This window comes from Anaerobacillus sp. 63XJN7_5_ISO-PGPR-S23-430, from assembly GCF_056173695.1.
Genome location: NZ_CM149686.1, coordinates 2,691,965 through 2,707,653 on the forward strand (window position 1 = coordinate 2,691,965; position 15,689 = coordinate 2,707,653).

The 15,689-nt window shown below is 38.9% G+C and carries 24 protein-coding genes and 1 tRNA gene; 4 read left to right on the plus strand and 21 right to left on the minus strand.

All coding sequences use genetic code 11. The annotated features are described in order from the left end of the window. Positions 1–49: 49 nt before the first annotated feature. The 10 genes from AC0VYJ_RS14185 to AC0VYJ_RS14230 all read right to left on the minus strand — a co-directional run bounded on the left by AC0VYJ_RS14185 (position 50) and on the right by AC0VYJ_RS14230 (position 6,055). Positions 50–547, minus strand: a complete 498-nt coding sequence (locus tag AC0VYJ_RS14185; RefSeq protein ID WP_194222137.1) for a shikimate kinase — start codon at positions 545–547, stop codon at positions 50–52. Beyond that, positions 544–966 (minus strand): competence type IV pilus minor pilin ComGG, encoded by a 423-nt coding sequence (gene comGG / locus AC0VYJ_RS14190; protein ID WP_283153997.1) that lies wholly within the window; start codon positions 964–966, stop codon positions 544–546. The genes AC0VYJ_RS14185 and comGG overlap by 4 nt, the downstream gene beginning before the upstream one ends. Continuing rightward, positions 917–1,336 (minus strand): competence type IV pilus minor pilin ComGF, encoded by a 420-nt coding sequence (locus AC0VYJ_RS14195; protein WP_475365472.1) that lies wholly within the window; start codon positions 1,334–1,336, stop codon positions 917–919. The genes comGG and AC0VYJ_RS14195 overlap by 50 nt, the downstream gene beginning before the upstream one ends. Positions 1,337–1,638: 302 nt before the next feature. After that, positions 1,639–2,091, minus strand: a complete 453-nt coding sequence (comGD, locus tag AC0VYJ_RS14200; protein WP_283153996.1) for a competence type IV pilus minor pilin ComGD — start codon at positions 2,089–2,091, stop codon at positions 1,639–1,641. Beyond that, a complete protein-coding gene (gene comGC, locus AC0VYJ_RS14205) occupies positions 2,091–2,420 on the minus strand; it encodes a competence type IV pilus major pilin ComGC (RefSeq protein ID WP_475365473.1) in 330 nt (109 codons plus the stop codon). Before comGC ends, comGD begins: the two co-directional genes overlap by 1 nt. A 14-nt stretch (positions 2,421–2,434) precedes the next feature. Further along, entirely contained in the window at positions 2,435–3,463 is a 1,029-nt protein-coding gene (comGB, locus tag AC0VYJ_RS14210) for a competence type IV pilus assembly protein ComGB (RefSeq protein WP_475365474.1), read from the minus strand. Continuing rightward, positions 3,438–4,520 carry a competence type IV pilus ATPase ComGA gene (comGA, locus tag AC0VYJ_RS14215; RefSeq protein WP_475365475.1) on the minus strand — a complete coding sequence of 361 codons (1,083 nt, stop codon included), beginning with the start codon at positions 4,518–4,520 and terminating at the stop codon, positions 3,438–3,440. The genes comGB and comGA overlap by 26 nt, the downstream gene beginning before the upstream one ends. A 156-nt stretch (positions 4,521–4,676) precedes the next feature. Further along, a complete protein-coding gene (locus AC0VYJ_RS14220) occupies positions 4,677–5,528 on the minus strand; it encodes an alpha/beta fold hydrolase (protein WP_475365476.1) in 852 nt (283 codons plus the stop codon). Positions 5,529–5,565: 37 nt separating this feature from the next. Further along, on the minus strand, positions 5,566–5,880 hold the full coding sequence (locus AC0VYJ_RS14225) for a YbjQ family protein (protein ID WP_475365477.1): 315 nt from the start codon (positions 5,878–5,880) through the stop codon (positions 5,566–5,568). Beyond that, the gene (locus AC0VYJ_RS14230) at positions 5,861–6,055 is read right to left on the minus strand and encodes a hypothetical protein (RefSeq protein ID WP_194222146.1); all 195 of its coding nucleotides are present in this window, start codon (positions 6,053–6,055) and stop codon (positions 5,861–5,863) included. The genes AC0VYJ_RS14225 and AC0VYJ_RS14230 overlap by 20 nt, the downstream gene beginning before the upstream one ends. A gap of 357 nt (positions 6,056–6,412) precedes the next feature. Between AC0VYJ_RS14230 and AC0VYJ_RS14235 the strand changes: the two genes are divergently transcribed. Further along, positions 6,413–6,487: transfer RNA gene (locus tag AC0VYJ_RS14235), tRNA-Gln, on the plus strand. 5 nt (positions 6,488–6,492) lie between these two features. Here AC0VYJ_RS14235 and AC0VYJ_RS14240 read toward each other — a convergent pair. Then, positions 6,493–6,876, minus strand: a complete 384-nt coding sequence (locus AC0VYJ_RS14240; protein WP_194222147.1) for a Spx/MgsR family RNA polymerase-binding regulatory protein — start codon at positions 6,874–6,876, stop codon at positions 6,493–6,495. A 248-nt stretch (positions 6,877–7,124) separates the two neighbouring features. Here AC0VYJ_RS14240 and AC0VYJ_RS14245 point away from each other — a divergent pair, with 248 nt between their 5' ends. Next, the gene (locus AC0VYJ_RS14245) at positions 7,125–7,370 is read left to right on the plus strand and encodes a DUF2626 domain-containing protein (RefSeq protein ID WP_098444207.1); all 246 of its coding nucleotides are present in this window, start codon (positions 7,125–7,127) and stop codon (positions 7,368–7,370) included. A 22-nt stretch (positions 7,371–7,392) separates the two neighbouring features. Here AC0VYJ_RS14245 and AC0VYJ_RS14250 read toward each other — a convergent pair whose 3' ends face one another. Next, the gene (locus AC0VYJ_RS14250; RefSeq protein WP_283153993.1) at positions 7,393–8,466 is read right to left on the minus strand and encodes an SAM-dependent methyltransferase; all 1,074 of its coding nucleotides are present in this window, start codon (positions 8,464–8,466) and stop codon (positions 7,393–7,395) included. Between the two features lie 24 nt (positions 8,467–8,490). Then, positions 8,491–9,132 (minus strand): MBL fold metallo-hydrolase, encoded by a 642-nt coding sequence (locus AC0VYJ_RS14255; protein ID WP_371018260.1) that lies wholly within the window; start codon positions 9,130–9,132, stop codon positions 8,491–8,493. A 73-nt stretch (positions 9,133–9,205) separates the two neighbouring features. Between AC0VYJ_RS14255 and AC0VYJ_RS14260 the strand changes: the two genes are divergently transcribed. Both AC0VYJ_RS14260 and AC0VYJ_RS14265 read left to right on the plus strand, forming a co-directional pair. Then, positions 9,206–9,685, plus strand: coding sequence for a hypothetical protein (locus tag AC0VYJ_RS14260; RefSeq protein ID WP_475365478.1), 480 nt, complete (start codon positions 9,206–9,208; stop codon positions 9,683–9,685). A gap of 147 nt (positions 9,686–9,832) precedes the next feature. After that, a complete protein-coding gene (locus AC0VYJ_RS14265; RefSeq protein WP_098444211.1) occupies positions 9,833–10,018 on the plus strand; it encodes a DUF2759 domain-containing protein in 186 nt (61 codons plus the stop codon). Positions 10,019–10,132: 114 nt separating this feature from the next. On the opposite strand, the gene AC0VYJ_RS14270 is transcribed toward AC0VYJ_RS14265, so the two are convergent. The 8 genes from AC0VYJ_RS14270 to thiE all read right to left on the minus strand — a co-directional run bounded on the left by AC0VYJ_RS14270 (position 10,133) and on the right by thiE (position 15,599). Next, the gene (locus AC0VYJ_RS14270; RefSeq protein ID WP_194222151.1) at positions 10,133–10,438 is read right to left on the minus strand and encodes an MTH1187 family thiamine-binding protein; all 306 of its coding nucleotides are present in this window, start codon (positions 10,436–10,438) and stop codon (positions 10,133–10,135) included. Further along, positions 10,438–11,211, minus strand: a complete 774-nt coding sequence (locus tag AC0VYJ_RS14275) for an ABC transporter permease (protein WP_283153991.1) — start codon at positions 11,209–11,211, stop codon at positions 10,438–10,440. Before AC0VYJ_RS14275 ends, AC0VYJ_RS14270 begins: the two co-directional genes overlap by 1 nt. 3 nt (positions 11,212–11,214) lie before the next feature. Further along, positions 11,215–11,910 carry an ABC transporter ATP-binding protein gene (locus AC0VYJ_RS14280; RefSeq protein WP_194222153.1) on the minus strand — a complete coding sequence of 232 codons (696 nt, stop codon included), beginning with the start codon at positions 11,908–11,910 and terminating at the stop codon, positions 11,215–11,217. Between the two features lie 153 nt (positions 11,911–12,063). Further along, positions 12,064–12,876 (minus strand): bifunctional hydroxymethylpyrimidine kinase/phosphomethylpyrimidine kinase, encoded by an 813-nt coding sequence (gene thiD / locus AC0VYJ_RS14285; RefSeq protein ID WP_475365479.1) that lies wholly within the window; start codon positions 12,874–12,876, stop codon positions 12,064–12,066. Between the two features lie 16 nt (positions 12,877–12,892). Further along, complete coding sequence (gene thiO / locus AC0VYJ_RS14290; RefSeq protein ID WP_475365480.1) at positions 12,893–13,984, minus strand: glycine oxidase ThiO; 1,092 nt, start codon at positions 13,982–13,984, stop codon at positions 12,893–12,895. Positions 13,985–14,000: 16 nt separating this feature from the next. Continuing rightward, a complete protein-coding gene (locus AC0VYJ_RS14295) occupies positions 14,001–14,765 on the minus strand; it encodes a thiazole synthase (protein ID WP_194222155.1) in 765 nt (254 codons plus the stop codon). A gap of 4 nt (positions 14,766–14,769) precedes the next feature. Further along, on the minus strand, positions 14,770–14,967 hold the full coding sequence (gene thiS, locus AC0VYJ_RS14300; RefSeq protein WP_194222156.1) for a sulfur carrier protein ThiS: 198 nt from the start codon (positions 14,965–14,967) through the stop codon (positions 14,770–14,772). Next, positions 14,964–15,599 carry a thiamine phosphate synthase gene (thiE, locus tag AC0VYJ_RS14305; RefSeq protein ID WP_475365481.1) on the minus strand — a complete coding sequence of 212 codons (636 nt, stop codon included), beginning with the start codon at positions 15,597–15,599 and terminating at the stop codon, positions 14,964–14,966. The genes thiS and thiE overlap by 4 nt, the downstream gene beginning before the upstream one ends. Between the last annotated feature and the right edge of the window lie 90 nt (positions 15,600–15,689).

The following is a 15,689-nucleotide window of genomic DNA, read 5'->3' on the forward strand; positions in this document are numbered from 1 at the left end:
ACCCTTTAATAGTTGTCTTCTATTTTAAGGATGCCCATTTATTCTTTGTTTAACCAAGCAGGTTACATATTTCCTTTACAATTCCCCCTACTGAACGTTTCGTTGTGTCAATTTCATATTCAGCTTCACGATAGAGTGATAATCGCTCTTTGAATATCGTATGAACCTTATGTTCTAGATCGGCTCCAGCAAGTAAAGGCCTTGATGTATCACCTTCAAGTCGCTTTATGATTTCTTCTGGTTCACAATGTAAGTAAATCACCGTTCCATTTTGCTTCATAAATGTTCGATTTTCTTCTTTTAAAACAATCCCACCGCCTGTACTAATGATCACGTTTTCAGTTGGTAGATCTTTTAGAGAGGCTGATTCATACGTTCTAAAAGCAAATTCTCCTTCCTCTTCAAAAATGGCAGGAATGGTCTTGCCTTGCATTTTCGTAAGATGCTCATCTGTATCAACCGATTTCAGCGATAACGCTTGAGATAATTCCTCACCTATAGTTGTTTTGCCAGAGCCCATAAATCCTGTTAAATAGACCGCTCTCATGTTGAACCTTCACTCCATTCTACGACTTGCTTCATCATTTGATTGTATTGAAAAGACGCAGCTACGCGTATTCCATTATCCGTCGTTCCACTCAACGTAATTTGCAATACATCAGAAGAAGAATTAATCACAGCGCGAACTGTACCTTCATTGTACGTAAACGTTCTCTCCGCACTAGATCCCCCTGTTTTCTGTATATATGAAATTGTATCTTTCATACTAAGGACTAGCAAGGTCTGCTTCTTAATTTCTTCCTCTTCACGATCAAGAAAAACTCGCTCATTTTGTGTCACATTCCATAAATGAAAAACAAACCCAAGAAGCAGCGTACTAATCATCATCATCATAGCCGTCATATAACCTTTTTCATTAAGGTTTATGAGACATTTGAAATATAGCGCGCTTTTCTTTCTGTCCATCAGCAAGTTCCACCTCAACAATCACTCTTCCATCAGTTACTTCAAGAAATAACTCCCGAATGTTCTGTAATACAATTTCATGCCCAGCATTGTTTACTCTACGCCGAATAGACGATCCGTAGCGTTCGTATCGTATAGTTGTTCCGTTCTTCGACAACACCTCAATTCCGCCATTATGGATCTGAATTCGAGAAGATTCACGAACTTCTTTAGAAAACAAATGAAAGAACAATTGTGCTTCCTCATGCTGAAAATCTGCATTCACTTCTTGTAAAGAAGCGTTCATTATCAAAGGAAGCACACATACAATCGCAATGAGAATGGTCACAGTTAACATCAATTCTAGTAATGTGATTCCTTTTTCATTCATTATCTTGCGGTAAGCTTTTACATATCATTGATTCAGTTTTTACTCCGCTATCAAAAGAAACACACACTTTATCAACTATTACTAAAAAGGAAAATTTGGAGCCTTCAACGGTTTCGCTTGCAGGTAGAATTCTCCCCTCCAAGACCATTCCCCTCCAGTATTGATCAAGCAATATCACTGCAGTTTTTCGCACATGTATCACCTCTCGCTCTTCATAAAGATGGGTATAAATCGGTAATACACTTGAAGATAAGATCGTTAAGATAGAGAGACCCGTTAATGCATCAAGCAAAGAATATCCTTTACAACTTCTTAATATAGAAACGACCAGCTCCCACCTGCACCACAAGTTTATACTCCTCCTTGCCATCCTTTATATAAAGTGTTCCTGCTTTTTGAACGTTTCCATTCCCCCCAAACACAATTTGATACCCCATTGTTCCTTCATCAATCGTAATATGTTCTGGAATTTCATTCGACTTCACTACCGTAGATGCGGTGCCCTGTATACTATACGACCCTTTACTAGGTGAAATGGAAAATCGATACGAGGATTTATTTACATATGCAAGCTCCTGGGTATACCTTAGATCTGATTGGATGTCGTCTAGAAAATGTCGTGTGGAAGAAGCATTTTGTGTAGGGGAAATGTGTAGAAAGATCAGACATAGAAGAATTGATAAAACGGAGAGAACAATCATCATTTCTAGCATGGTGTAGCCAAAAGAATTTCTGAATTGTACACGAAAAAACATTAGTTAGCTAGCTTTACCTTCCCATCGGCGACGGTTAACTCTTCACCTCCAGGACAAGTTACTTCATCCATGTCTAGGTATTCTTGTGAAACAAGATCATCGATTGAAGTTGGATAGGATCCAAAATTCGCTTTATACGCCGCTACCTGTGTTTGGGCAACTTTTATTGTGGCCTCGCAGCTTTTCGCCTCAACAACCTCATTGTTTTTAGTTAATCCTGGTACCGCAATTAAAAGCAATATTGAAATGATCATAATAACAATCATCATTTCAATTAGCGTAAACCCTTTCTCATCTTTAATAAAACCTAACCATTTCCTTATTTTCATTTACAATCTCCCCTTTAAATATTTTGCAAATAATAAAACATGGGTAAAAGAATAGACATAAACATCAACATAACGACAAGACCAACACCGACAAAACTAACTGGTTGCAAAATCATAAATCCTTTTTTTACCAACTCCTCAAACCGTTCACCGATCACCTCCCCATATAAGATTAGCTCTCTTCCTAAATTCCCACTTGCCTGGCCATGCATTAAAATTTCTTTAAATTCAGGAACATACAAACGTGGCTGATCAAATAAAACCTCTAATTTTTCACCACGCATTAATGATCGTGAAACACGTTCGGCTTCTTCTTGAAAAAACACAAAGTGAGATTGTTTAGTTAATAACGAGAAAGCTTCTGCAATTGAAAGACCGCTTTGAAGTAGGAGCCCCAGGTGAAGAGAGGTATGATGTGTCAGATAAAGAGGAATAAAAAAATGCACGAACGGAATTTTACTGTAGACAAGCATTTTGTGTACAGCTGAACTTTTCTTGTTTTTTATCAAAGTGGAAAGGTAAAGGACAATAGAAAGTAAAATTAAACCGACAAAAATAGCCGGAGTAAATCTAACGAGCGTCATAAAAAATCTTGAAATAAAAGGGAGTGGAACATCAAGGGAGTGGTAGAGCGTATTAAATTGAGGTAATAAATACTTTCCTACGACAAACAGCATGATCGCTGTCATCCAAAATAAAAAGATGGGGTAAGCAAGCGTACTTCTAAGTCGTTTTTGCCATTCACTTCGCGTTTTCATCAACTGACCGGATGCCGAAATACCGGTTGCAAAATCTCGCTGCTCAGACATATATAAATAGGATAAGATATCTGCTGGAAACTGAAAATCTGCTAAAACATCGTGAAAGGAATCACCACCCTTAAGTCTGATAATAATCATTTCAATATTTGATCGAATATGGTCGTTTTGATATAAGGCGTATACCTCCAAACATTTGGCAAGTGAGTATCCTTCCTCAAGCATCTTCCCTATACGACAAAGAAAATCTGCTTTACGGTCAAGCTTCCATTTGAATCGTTTCACGATTAAATAAACCCAACTCCTTCTCGACAGTCTCTTTTTGAATATAACCTAGGGCATAAGCTCGAAGAATGTAATCTTTAATGGTGGATTGACCAGGGATCGATAAAAGATCTGGATGATCGAGGGCTTTTTGAAGGTGAAGACCAGCGAGAATTTCAACGACAGCAAGTTTTCTTCGTGTTCTTCGCTTTAGACACTCCAGAGAGCATACTTGACAATAGGGACACTTTAGGGGAACAAGTCGTTGAGTGGCGACTCCTCTTAACGTTTGAGTAATATTATGAAGAGGAATACCAAACTCAAGTAATCTTGGAATGCACTCTAGCGTACTTCCGGTGTGTAGCGTTGAAACCACAAGATGCCCCGTCATGCTAGCTCGAATAGCGAGTTGGGCAGTTTGTTCATCTCTTATTTCCCCGACGACAAGAATATCTGGATCATGCCTGAGCCCAGCTTTGAACCCCTCATAATAAGATAGTCCAGCTTTCTCATTGACTTCCATTTGAATAAAATCAGGATTGCGCTTTTCGATGGGATCTTCAATTGTAAGAACTCGCCTATGCCGCTTAACGCTGAGAGTTTGAAGGAGGGAATACATCGTTGTAGTTTTTCCAGAACCTGTTGGTCCTGTAATCATAAATAAGCCACTGTTACAACTTACGATTTGGAGAAGTCGAGTTGCAGTTGAGGGGAAAAGAAAGAGTTCTTTAAAGGAGTGGGTTTCATCTTGCGGAAGGATACGAACGACAAGACTTTCGTGATAAGGGGTGGGAATCGTTGAGAGTCTTAAGTGGAGTTTTCTTGGATATAGAACCATATCCATGGCCCCATTTTGTGGGCGACGCTTCTCTCCAATATCCATACCACTGAGGAATTTAAAATGAGACAATAGCTTTTCTGCTACCAACATAGGAAGCCAAAGCGCATCATAAAGTCTATTATCAACACGAAATTGAATCAACGCTCCTTTTTCTTTCGGATGAAAGTGTACATCTGAGGCCCCTACTTCCACCGCCTGCTTAATAATATCCTTTCCTTTTTCTTCAATGTTCAGCAAAAACACACCTTCCTTTCATATAAATTGACAGCAAAACCAGTCACGATTTTTAAATCGTAAAGAGAAGGATTCGCCAGGTAAATGGCAATTCCTTCTTAATAAAGAAATTTCTTTTTGACTAGCCCTCAATAATGATTTGGGGTTTATACTCAATATTCAATATCTAAATGACGCATCATTGAGAAAATCATGAACCTTTGTTTCAAATAATGCTTTTTCTTCAAGAAAAGGATAATGATTGCTTTGATCAAAAATAGCCAGTTGGGCATTTGGAATTCCATCTGCTATTTCTTCCGAAAATAATAAAGGACACTGGACGTCATGCTTCCCACATGCTATTAAAGTTGGGGCAGATATTATATTAAGTTGTTTCGTTACATCAAATTGGATGATTTCGCGGGCAAAAAAGTTCATCCGATTTGTTGCCATCTTTTTATTTATTCGTTTTGAAAAATAGTCTTGATATTTTTCTGGCAAATAAAGAGACAGCTTGGTTCTGTCTCTGGTGATCCTTTCCCGCTCATCATCACCAAGTCTCGAGTCTTTTAGTTTTTCTATGTAATGTTGCATGATGTGATAATTCTCATGCGCAGGGTTATATATACATGCTGACGACGAAGAACCATATTCTCTAGCTGCAGCTCCTACTATTATTATGGTTGTAAGCGAACGGGATGCATGAATTCCATATACACAACCAAGCATCCCTCCCGTAGAATGAGCAGCGAATGTCCACTGTTTAACTCCAAGAGCTGATCTAACACTTTCAAGATCAAATACAGTCTCCAACATAAAATACTCATAAGGTGCGTTTACAGAATCTGAATGACCCGCATCCTTTAAATTAACTAAGTAGACTTTATGACTAGTCGTAAACGTATCTGCAAAATAGTCTCCGCTTTCATTAAATTGAGAGTACAGGTGCGTCACACATAATGGAGGACCGTTCCCTTTGATAAAAACTTCAAAAGTCCCTCGCTTTGTATTAATAAGCGTTTGTTTCCACATATAGACCACTCCCTTTACTTAGGTTGCGTGAATCCCGTCATCCTATAATAACCGCTGTTCCATAAGCTATAATTTCTGATGCGCTTGACATTACAGCTGAAGACTGAAGGCGAAAACCGACAATCGCATTTGCTCCCTTTCCTTCAGCATCTTTGAGCATTCTTGCGATAGCTCTTTGCCGTGCTTCCGTCATCATTTCTGTATATTCTGTTATTTCTCCCCCTACTATTGTTCGAAGACTTGCTAGTATGTCTTTCCCTACGTGTTTGGATTGAACTGTGCTCCCACGAACATACCCAATAACTTCCTTGATCTCTTTCGTTGCTATCTCATCAGTAGTTACGATCATCATCACTTTTTTCTCCTCTCTCCATCGATCTTCGTTCTTTTATTAGTACAAGAATTAAAAATAAAAGTGAAAGAACATATGCCAACGCAACAATCGGCACCCAAACTTTCTGGATAAAGAACATTACTACAATAAGGAACTGAAATACAGAGGCGCTAATTATAAGGAATATCTTCATTATGCTCTTCCCTTTCATTCTTCAATTACTACTTAAAGAATACCTTATTAGGATCTACTTCACTTCGTTTTCTCTGAAAATTTCGCCTTTATTAGTGAACATTTTTATTTTTCACTAATTAATTAAAAAATCTTTAACAAACTACAAAAAAGCGATACGCAGAAGTTTTCCGCATATCGCTGTGACATGGATTATGATGCTATCTTATTCAAATAAGCAGTAGGACATTCCTAAAACATACATTACTTATTATTATTTAAAGTGCTAACTCAGAAAAAAGATACCATTACAATTCGCACCTTCAATGTAAGTATAAGTTACTGATTCTCTGATCATACTATCAGAGAAATACATGATTGGGCTATAGCCAAGCGGTAAGGCAACGGATTTTGATTCCGTCATGCGCTGGTTCGAATCCAGCTAGCCCAGCCAATTTCTTATGAAACCACCGCGAGTTTTTTCTTTCGCTGTTTTAAGTTCTGAAGTCCTGATTTGTTATAGCCCACAATCAGTTTTTTTCCATTTGTTACGATAGGTCTTCTAAGAAGTTTTGGTTCGTTATGCATAAGCTCTAACATCTCTGTTATGGTTAAATCGTCAATTTCAACATTTAGCTTTTTAAAGGAGCTACTCCTTCTAGCTAGAATCTCTTCAATTCCGTCAGTAGAAAGAGTGATAATTTCTTTTAGCTCTTCAATGGAAGGTGTGTCTTTAAATAAGTGACGCTCCTCAAAATTAACGCCATTTTCTTTTAACCAGGCTTTCGTTTTTCTACATGAGGTACAACTTGGATAAGTGTAAAACAATAATTTATCTTCCAATTTAAATCCTCCCCGTTACGTTTTCCGTTAATAACTAACATTACCCACATTATACAACACTTAAACAAATATTGTACAAGAAAAAGATTTGTATTTTTGTGAACGATTTGGGATAATAAATTGGAACCCTTTTCAAGGTTAAATAAGGAAAGTCATTATTTTGCCATGAGACTAGCATTTACTTTTCTACAGAACCTCATATATAATACGATATGTATGAGGAATGAACGAGCAAGGGAGGAACTTTTATGCCTAGAATGTACCGAGTTTTAGCTTTCTGGACCGGCATTTTCTCACTAATGGGCTTTGTTGGTGAGATGCCAGTATTGGGATTGCTGTTCCTTGGCCAGGCCGGCATGTTTTTAGCGTTAAGTTATTTAAACTTAACAGAACGTACTTATCTGTATATTTTTGGTGTATACTTAACTTTATTTATGGTCGGTTTTTCATACTGGTCAGTGTTCATGATGACGCCTGGATCAGGCGGACATTAATTCGAACGAAAAAAGACGATGCTCATGCATCGTCTTTTTTTCTTTGGCGCTTTTCTTGAATCATGACAAGAAACTGATTTGATTCTGCTAACCATCTAATTGCTCGATTTTGTTTTTGTTCATTAGAAAACGGTTTATCTGGATTGACTTGCTTAATAAAGCTTAATAGATCATGCTTCAAAAGAAACTGTCCCTGCGGCAAGCACTCAAGCCATTCTAGTCCATTTTCTATTCCAATCTTTTCAATTGCATCAATAGAAACATGGGTGGTTAAATCCATTTCCCCTGGATACTGAAGAACGTCTTCCATTAATTGGTGTTTCCTGTACCCGCGCAGACTCCCCCTTTTCCTTGCAGGATGTTGCCATTCCTCGTTCGTGTAGCCGTAGTCAATTGTATAAACTTTCCCCTCGGAAATCCATTCACCAGTCTTATAAAGCCAATCGCTCATGATCAAGGGTACTTCAAAGCGTTGATCTTCCGCAAGAACAACGTCATGATGATTTAACCATTTGATTAGCTTTGCATCTGTACAAGGTTTGTAGATCTCCCTAAAAGAACCACGATGATCTATTCCCACACACACTTCGTACAATTGATTTTGAAATTTCTCTACAACCCGAACAGGAAAAGCATCTAACAGTTCATTGGATAAAAGAATACCGTTTAATATAGGTACGTCATTCTTTATTTCAGAAAGTGAAGAATACATTCTCACGTTAAGCCCGTGCACCTTTTCTTTAATTAGACGACGATGGTATTGACTTGCTTCTATCACACAATAAGTTAGTTGATGAAAAAGTGCCTGGTCTTTTTGTTTCACTTCATCAAGAAAGGAGGCAATGAAGTTCCCATCACCAGACCCTGCATCAACAATGAAAGGTTCAAGATTATGCTTGTGAATATCGGCAATCAGAACCCGAGCCATAACTCTAGGAAAAATATCATGAACACTTGTAGATGTATAGAAATCACCGTTTCGACCTGTTTTAGGTTGATTTACCTGGTAATAGCCATACCGCTCATGATAAAGAGACAGCGTCATAAATTTCTCGAACGATATAGCGCCTCCAGGACTACGCTCGATCTCCTTCATGATTTCATCCCTTAAAGACGTCATTTATAAAGAAAATCCATTTAGAAACGGATTCTCTACCATCTCCACTTCTATTGTCGTAGACGGTCCATGACCAGAGGCTACAATCGTTTCTTCTGGTAATACTAGAAGGCGGTTATGTATACTGTTCAGCAGCTGCTTTTGATTTCCACCAGGAAGATCAGTTCTTCCTACGCTACCTGCAAAAAGGGCATCACCTGAAAAGACTAGATTAACGTCTTTAAAATAAAATGAGACGCTACCAGGTGAATGTCCTGGCGTTTCAAATACCTCAAATTGAAACGGTCCAATTGTCATTTCCCCTTCACTTTCAATTAAATGATCAGCCGGCTTACCTTCAATATTATCAACTACCGGAAACAGCTTAGAGCCATTTAAAGAAGCATCTGAAAGCCATTTTTCCTCATAAATATGTAAGTAAACTGGGATTTGATACGTTTCTCTTATCAGATCCACCGCTCCAATATGATCGAAATGAGCATGAGTTAAAAGAATAGCGATTGGTTTTAGTTCTAGCTTTTCCACTTTCCTTTTGATTCGACCACCTTCAGCTCCCGGATCAATGATAAGAGCCTCATTTTGCTCATTCCATAAGAATCCTGCGTTTGCTTGCACCGGCCCAACAGCCATTTGTTTCCATTCCATTGTCATCGCCTCCATTGAAAGATTATGTTTCTTATTCTACACTATACAAAAGGTTGTACCAAAGGAGATGTTTATGTTGAAAAACATGTATGGCGTAGAAATGAATCCCCCAAATAATAAACTACCTGGCTTCATAGCCCAGATAGTGAAAAAGACAGCCGAACTTGCAAAAGTGTTTGATCGAGATAAACAGCTCGTTATTCTAAATGATCGTGAAGAAGCTGTTGCTCTTCAGGAATACTACATTTCAAAAAATATATTTCAAGAGTTCTACTCACTTCTATACCTTTCTCCAAACACAGAAATAACTCCCTCTTTTTCAGATTATGGCTTTGTTTCTCAAAACAATGAGTATTTTCTTTATAAAAAGATGATCTCCTGCTTCACTATAAGGAACGGAGAGCAGTCGCAAATCGAAATGGCGATTCTTCAAATGGAAGAGCATTTGATTTGCAAAGAGGGTGAACTCTTTTTTGTTGATCATATGTCCATTGAACTAATGGAGGGTATTGCTCGAGCTTATAACATTGAACTTACATTTTTGGTTGAATAACACCTCGACAAACGAAAAGAAAACGGTTAAAATAAGAAAGGACTTATCGTACATACCACGCAAGTTAGAAAAATTTATGATTTAACCATGCAACAGCTATTTTACGGGTATACTGATAAAGAGTGCATGGATAGGGAGGTATTCCAAATGGGGTTAGCAATTATTTTTGCAATCGTTACGTTATTTTGCGTATGGGGCGTATTCCGTTCTCTTCGTGAAAAGAACTTTATGGGCCTTGCCTTTGCAGGATTAACAGTGCTTGTATTCGGCGCCTTTACTGTTGCCACAATGATCGATATACTTTTCGGATCTGGGGGCGGCGGAGGCCACTAAAAAAACAGCCATTTAGGCTGTTTTTTTATTTTGAAGAAAAATGAAAAGAATAAGCTTATGAACCTGTCACAGCATAGCAAAACAACCAGTAATCAACTAAATGATGACAGGCACTTATTCTAAGTGCCTGTTTACCGAATCAAGTTTATCATCCATCTTAACCTTTTTATCACGACGATCATCTATACGAAGGTTAGTAGCGACACGCTCTATCCCCGCTTGAAAAGGTGCCTCATGTATGGCATGGACCACCTCGAGAAGATCTGCTATTTCCCCTTCAATAAGAGTGCTCATTGGTGTTAACCTATAAGTAACTCGATCTGAATAAGATTCAAGAATTTTCTGTACCTCAGCTACATATTTGCTGACACTAGGAGTTTCTGTACCAATCGGAATAACCGTAACGTCTACAATTGCCATTATTTATTTCCTCCTTTGACTTCTAATAACTGCATCTTTCGATTATAGAAAAAGCGATATGTAACTAACGATATAATCATCGCACATATGGAAACGGATGAGAAGATGCTTATCGATATTACAATTTGATATCGTATAGCTTCAATGGGCGAAGCGCCACCTAGAATAAGTCCTGTCATCATACCGGGCAATTGTACAAGACCAATCGTTTTTAATCCATCTACGTTAGGGATCATAGCCGCACGAATTGTTTTCCTTATGATCATTTGAGAAGCTTGTGACGAATTTGCCCCAAGTGACAACGCTGCAAGAATTTTCCCTTTGCTATCATGAAACTCATTTTTCATTCTCTCAAATGCTAGACCTGTTGCAACCATACTATTACCAATAATCATTCCACTCATTGGAATGACTTGTTCTGATTTAAATGGAATGATATCAAAAATAATCCATAGTGAGAGAACAAACACTTCAATCAATATGAGAGAACAAAGAGATAGCAGAAAGGCATAGGGTATACCCTTTCCTCTTTTGGCAGCTTGTAGAGAAGCAATGACCAGCATAACCGCTACCCAAAGTCCTATTCCCTGCCAATCAGGCATTGAAAACAAAAAAGTAAGAATGTATCCTATAAAAAATAATTGAACTACCCCACGTAAGGAGGACCAAATCGCGGATTTGCCAATTCCTAGTGAAAATAAATAAGAAAGGGACACGGGGATCATGACAAAGAGAATCATCGTTAATAAAGATAGATTTGATATTTCAGTCATTGGTTATCCTTCCAAAAAGTGCTTTAAAGCATCTGATTTAGGCGATTGAAACAATATTTTCGTTTCTCCTTGTTCTTCAATCTTTCCTTCATTCATAAAGAGAGTATATGAACCAAGCCTCTTCGCCTGTTTTAGATCATGTGTAATCATTAGAATCGTTTTCCCTTCTTCATTTACAAGTGTATGTAACAATTCTTCCATCCAATCAACTGTACGCATATCAAGCGCACTAGTCACCTCGTCTAATAACAACACCTCAGGATTATTAGCAAGCGTTCTCGCAAATGCCACTCTTTGCTCTTCACCACCAGATAAATTTTCCACATCTTTTGTTAAAAAATCGCGAGGTAATTGAACTTTCTCTAATAGTTGAATGCCCATTTTTTCATTCCATTTCTTTTCTAGAAGCGGTCCAAACTTTAAATTATCTTCAATTGTTCCATTAAATAGGTGAGCCTGTTGAAAGACCATCCCAATATTTCGACGTAGCTTATTGATTGGAAATTCATCTAGCTTCTTTCCTTTAAAGAGAATTTCACCTCTATCAGGATCCTCTAATCGGTTCAGCAACATCAATAAGCTACTTTTTCCAGCGCCTGAAGGGCCGATGATCGTTGTTAATGATCCTTCTAGCATATCAAAATGAATATCTGACACACGTTCATTATTCACATTTTTCACTTCAATTATTTTATTCATGAGACGACCTTTCCTTACTGTAAATTAACACCATTATTCTATCATGCATTGATGACCTATGATACGAAAGTGCCTTTCGTGTATAGCTTATGTATTTTCGACCTTCTCATCCTAAAAGACAACCCCAAATAAAAAACTCTGCGCAGTGCAGAGCTATTGTTTCATTCCACTTATTAGCTTTTGCCTATGCGCAGAGTGGTTCGTAGGTCCAATTCCATTACCTATAGAAAAAGAATTTGCAATGGCTGCTGTAATAAATTCTTTTGCAGTTGAGACCGCCTCTTGTATTGTTCGTCCTTTCGCAAGCTCTGCAGCGATGCAAGCAGAGAAGGTACATCCCGTTCCATGAGTATGTTTTGTATCAATTCGTTTAGACTCATAGTGATAAAAACGTTGGTTCGCATACAAAACATCTATAGAAGTTTCTCCATCCATATGTCCGCCTTTAACAAGGACAGCCTTTGCACCAAAGTCCTGTAGTGCCGCTGCAGCTTCTTCCATTTCTCGAACTGAAGTAATTGAGTCGCCACCTAATAACTCCGAAGCTTCAGGAATATTTGGTGTAATAATAGTACCAAGAGGAATGAGTTCTTCCTTCATGGCACGAATCGCCTCTTTTTGAAGGAGTGATGCTCCTCCCTTTGCAATCATAACAGGATCAATCACAAGGTTTGGCACCTGGTATTCTCTTATCTTCTTAGCAACGCCCAAAATAATATCACTAGAGAAAAGCATACCAGTTTTCACAGCATCTGTTCCAATATCCGATAGCACAGCATCTAACTGAGATTGAACCGCTTCTATAGATTGGGGATAAACATTGTGAACCCCTAGAGTATTTTGCGCTGTAAGTGCCGTTATGGCACTCATCCCAAACACCTCACGCTCTTGAAATGTTTTTAAATCGGCCTGAATACCAGCTCCTCCCCCACTATCAGATCCAGCTATCGTAAGTGCTTTACGCATAAAACTCACTCCTTCATTATATAACCTGGAAACGATCAGGTCGAAATTGACCGATCCCTATTTCACTAACACTTCCATCGATTTCATCAGCTACAATCTTTGCTGTAACAGGACTAAGTAAGATTCCGTTCCGATAATGACCAGTGGCTAAAATAACCTTAGGTTTATGATCTAGCTTTCCGATAATAGGAAAGCCATCTTGAGTAGCAGGTCTTAACCCCGCCCACTTATGAAATGGATTTTTCTGCTGTAAGGCAGGCATCACTTGCTTACTCCATTTCTCAAGTCTTCCTACACCATGTTCCGTAACAGCTGTATCAAAACCAGCGATGTCCTCCGAAGCACCAGCAACAACTGATCCATTTGCTTTCGCTACAAGATAGCCTTGACTTGTAAAAATAATGTGATTGAGAGATGGGGCTTCATATGCGCAAATTTGTCCTCGTATTGGATAAATTGGCAACGTCAAACCAAGTGCTTCCTCCCAGTACATAGACCATGCTCCTGCAGCAAGAACAACTCGATCGCTTTCGATCCGTTGACCTTTTACCACAACGTTATTCTCTTCAAACGTCGCCTCTCCCGCATTCTCTATCACCCGAACACCTAACTTGCGACAAGCATCTAAAAGTGCTGAGACGTAGCCAGGAGCATAAATATGTGACTCTTCTGGACACCATAATGCTGCAACAACATCTTGAGAAAGGCCTGGCTCTTTCTCTCTTACTTCGTCAGCATTTAATATTGTAGATTCGACGTTAAACTTACGTTGCCAGGCCTGCTTTGTCTCAAGAGACAGCCGATCAGCCTCATGATAGATACAATAAAGACTGCCGCTCTCGCTATATTCAAAATCAACATCTGAATTCTGTTTGATTTCTTCCTGCCATTTCGGGAAAAGCTTTAAACTATTTTGGCAAAGCCTGAAAAAATCATCTGGATCTTCTTCAATTTCCGAATAAGGCGCAAGCATGCCTGCAGCTGCACCTGAAGCTTGCCCCCCACACTTATGAGCTTCTACTACAGTCGTTTCATGTCCCCTCGTACGGCATTCATAGGCAATGGAGAGACCAATCACTCCGCCTCCTACAATCGTAATGTTAGCCATGATCGCCCTCCTTCTATTAATTTCGTACTGGACTACTTGCAGTGGCGTACTTCTTTTTAGGAATTCTTCCTGCAACGTAAGACAATCTTCCTGCTCTAATAGCCAACTTAACTGACTCAGCCATCATGACAGGGTTTCTCGCTTTCGCTATGGCTGTATTAAGGAGGACTCCATCTGCCCCAAGCTCCATCGCTTGTGTTACATCAGATGCATGTCCAAGACCCGCATCGACTATGACTGGTACCTTCAGTTGTTCTGTAATTAGTTCAATATTGTATGGATTTAAGATGCCGAGACCAGTTCCAATAGGAGATCCACCTGGCATGACAGCCGCTGCACCTGCTTCTTGTAGTCGATAGCAAAGTGCTGGATCATCAGAAGTATACGGTAAAACAACAAAACCTTCTTTAGCAAGAACCTCTGTAGCTTTCAAAGTTTCCACCGGATCAGGGATTAGCATTTTTTCATCACGACTAACTTCGATTTTTATCCAATCACTTAAGCCAGATGCTTTTGCTAAACGAGCGATGCGAATGGCTTCTTCAGCAGTCGTAGCTCCGGAAGTATTGGGCAAATAGTGAAATGATTGATTCTCGATGTGCTGTAAAATCGCATCTTCATTTGGTGCAGTAAGATTCACTCTTCGAATAGCAAATGTGAGAACTTCTGCTTCAGAAGCTTCAATTGCTTTATTTTGAACATATGGATTTGGATATCTTCCCGTGCCAAGAAACAATCGTGAAGAAAGTTCTTTACCGGCTATTGTTAATTTATCATTCATTCGGTCAACCCCCTCCTACAAAGTGGACAAGTTCGATTTTCATTCCTTCTTTTACTTCTGTATCGATCCATTCCGAGCGATCAATAATTGTTCCATTAACTTCAGTGACAACCAACCCTTCTTGCAAGCCAAAATGAGTAACAACTTCTTTCAATGTTGCCACTTCTAAATCATGCTGCTCTCCATTAACTAGTAATGTCACTTGGGAATCACCTCTTTTTGAATGGATTGAATAAATGCTTCGCACGTGCCTTTAATATCGGCACTACCAACTACTTCACTAATGACACATACTCTAGAAGCACCTGAATGGAGGACGTCCGAAACATTATGCAATTTGATGCCGCCGATGGCTACAAACGGAATAGATATTTCTGCTGCAACTTCTTTGAGATAGTCAGTTGTTACTGGATCAACAACATCGCTTTTGCTATTTGTAGGAAAGACTGGCCCAGCCCCAATGTAATCAGCACCACGCTGCTCTGCTTCTCGCGCTTCTTCGATTCGATGTGTGGAGATACCTATGATCTTATTAGGTCCAACAATCTTCCTTGCTACCTCTAAAGGTAAATCATCCTGACCGAGATGAATGCCATCAGCATCAACGGCTAGCGCAATATCAATGTGATCATTCACAATAAAGGGAACTTCATATTTTTGTGTTAGCTCCTTTAATCTCAAAGCTTTTTCTAGTACAACCTTTTTAGAATTCGTCTTATCACGCAATTGAATAATATCAGCACCACCTTGTATCGCTTGCTCCATTACCTCAACTAGGTCTCGATCAGGGTGGAATTCTTCCCCTGTAATGACGTATAATTTAAAATCCTTCATTATTTACCTCCTCTAATACTTTTAACCTTAAGCCTATGTTAACGAGCTTTGTTGATTTTCGGCTCAATTACGCTCTGTGATAACCAATCG

What these genes read in the sequence shown, in the direction of transcription:
- AC0VYJ_RS14255 (WP_371018260.1), bottom strand. Translation starts at nt 9,132, where the DNA reads ATGGAATGGAAACAAATGGCTGTTGGGCCGGTGCAAGCAAACGCAGGA.
- thiD (WP_475365479.1), bottom strand. Translation starts at nt 12,876, where the DNA reads ATGCGTAAAGCACTTACGATAGCTGGATCTGATAGTGGGGGAGGAGCT.
- comGG (WP_283153997.1), bottom strand. Translation starts at nt 966, where the DNA reads ATGGACAGAAAGAAAAGCGCGCTATATTTCAAATGTCTCATAAACCTT.
- AC0VYJ_RS14225 (WP_475365477.1), bottom strand. Translation starts at nt 5,880, where the DNA reads ATGATGATCGTAACTACTGATGAGATAGCAACGAAAGAGATCAAGGAA.
- AC0VYJ_RS14250 (WP_283153993.1), bottom strand. Translation starts at nt 8,466, where the DNA reads ATGAAGGAGATCGAGCGTAGTCCTGGAGGCGCTATATCGTTCGAGAAA.
- AC0VYJ_RS14270 (WP_194222151.1), bottom strand. Translation starts at nt 10,438, where the DNA reads ATGGCAATTGTAGACGTTACGGTTATTCCGATTGGTACAGAAACTCCT.
- AC0VYJ_RS14295 (WP_194222155.1), bottom strand. Translation starts at nt 14,765, where the DNA reads ATGAATGATAAATTAACAATAGCCGGTAAAGAACTTTCTTCACGATTG.
- AC0VYJ_RS14220 (WP_475365476.1), bottom strand. Translation starts at nt 5,528, where the DNA reads ATGTGGAAACAAACGCTTATTAATACAAAGCGAGGGACTTTTGAAGTT.
- thiO (WP_475365480.1), bottom strand. Translation starts at nt 13,984, where the DNA reads ATGGCTAACATTACGATTGTAGGAGGCGGAGTGATTGGTCTCTCCATT.
- AC0VYJ_RS14195 (WP_475365472.1), bottom strand. Translation starts at nt 1,336, where the DNA reads ATGAATGAAAAAGGAATCACATTACTAGAATTGATGTTAACTGTGACC.
- AC0VYJ_RS14185 (WP_194222137.1), bottom strand. Translation starts at nt 547, where the DNA reads ATGAGAGCGGTCTATTTAACAGGATTTATGGGCTCTGGCAAAACAACT.
- AC0VYJ_RS14275 (WP_283153991.1), bottom strand. Translation starts at nt 11,211, where the DNA reads ATGACTGAAATATCAAATCTATCTTTATTAACGATGATTCTCTTTGTC.
- AC0VYJ_RS14245 (WP_098444207.1), top strand. Translation starts at nt 7,125, where the DNA reads ATGCCTAGAATGTACCGAGTTTTAGCTTTCTGGACCGGCATTTTCTCA.
- comGD (WP_283153996.1), bottom strand. Translation starts at nt 2,091, where the DNA reads ATGTTTTTTCGTGTACAATTCAGAAATTCTTTTGGCTACACCATGCTA.
- AC0VYJ_RS14230 (WP_194222146.1), bottom strand. Translation starts at nt 6,055, where the DNA reads ATGAAGATATTCCTTATAATTAGCGCCTCTGTATTTCAGTTCCTTATT.
- comGC (WP_475365473.1), bottom strand. Translation starts at nt 2,420, where the DNA reads ATGAAAATAAGGAAATGGTTAGGTTTTATTAAAGATGAGAAAGGGTTT.
- AC0VYJ_RS14265 (WP_098444211.1), top strand. Translation starts at nt 9,833, where the DNA reads ATGGGGTTAGCAATTATTTTTGCAATCGTTACGTTATTTTGCGTATGG.
- AC0VYJ_RS14280 (WP_194222153.1), bottom strand. Translation starts at nt 11,910, where the DNA reads ATGAATAAAATAATTGAAGTGAAAAATGTGAATAATGAACGTGTGTCA.
- AC0VYJ_RS14260 (WP_475365478.1), top strand. Translation starts at nt 9,206, where the DNA reads ATGTTGAAAAACATGTATGGCGTAGAAATGAATCCCCCAAATAATAAA.
- thiE (WP_475365481.1), bottom strand. Translation starts at nt 15,599, where the DNA reads ATGAAGGATTTTAAATTATACGTCATTACAGGGGAAGAATTCCACCCT.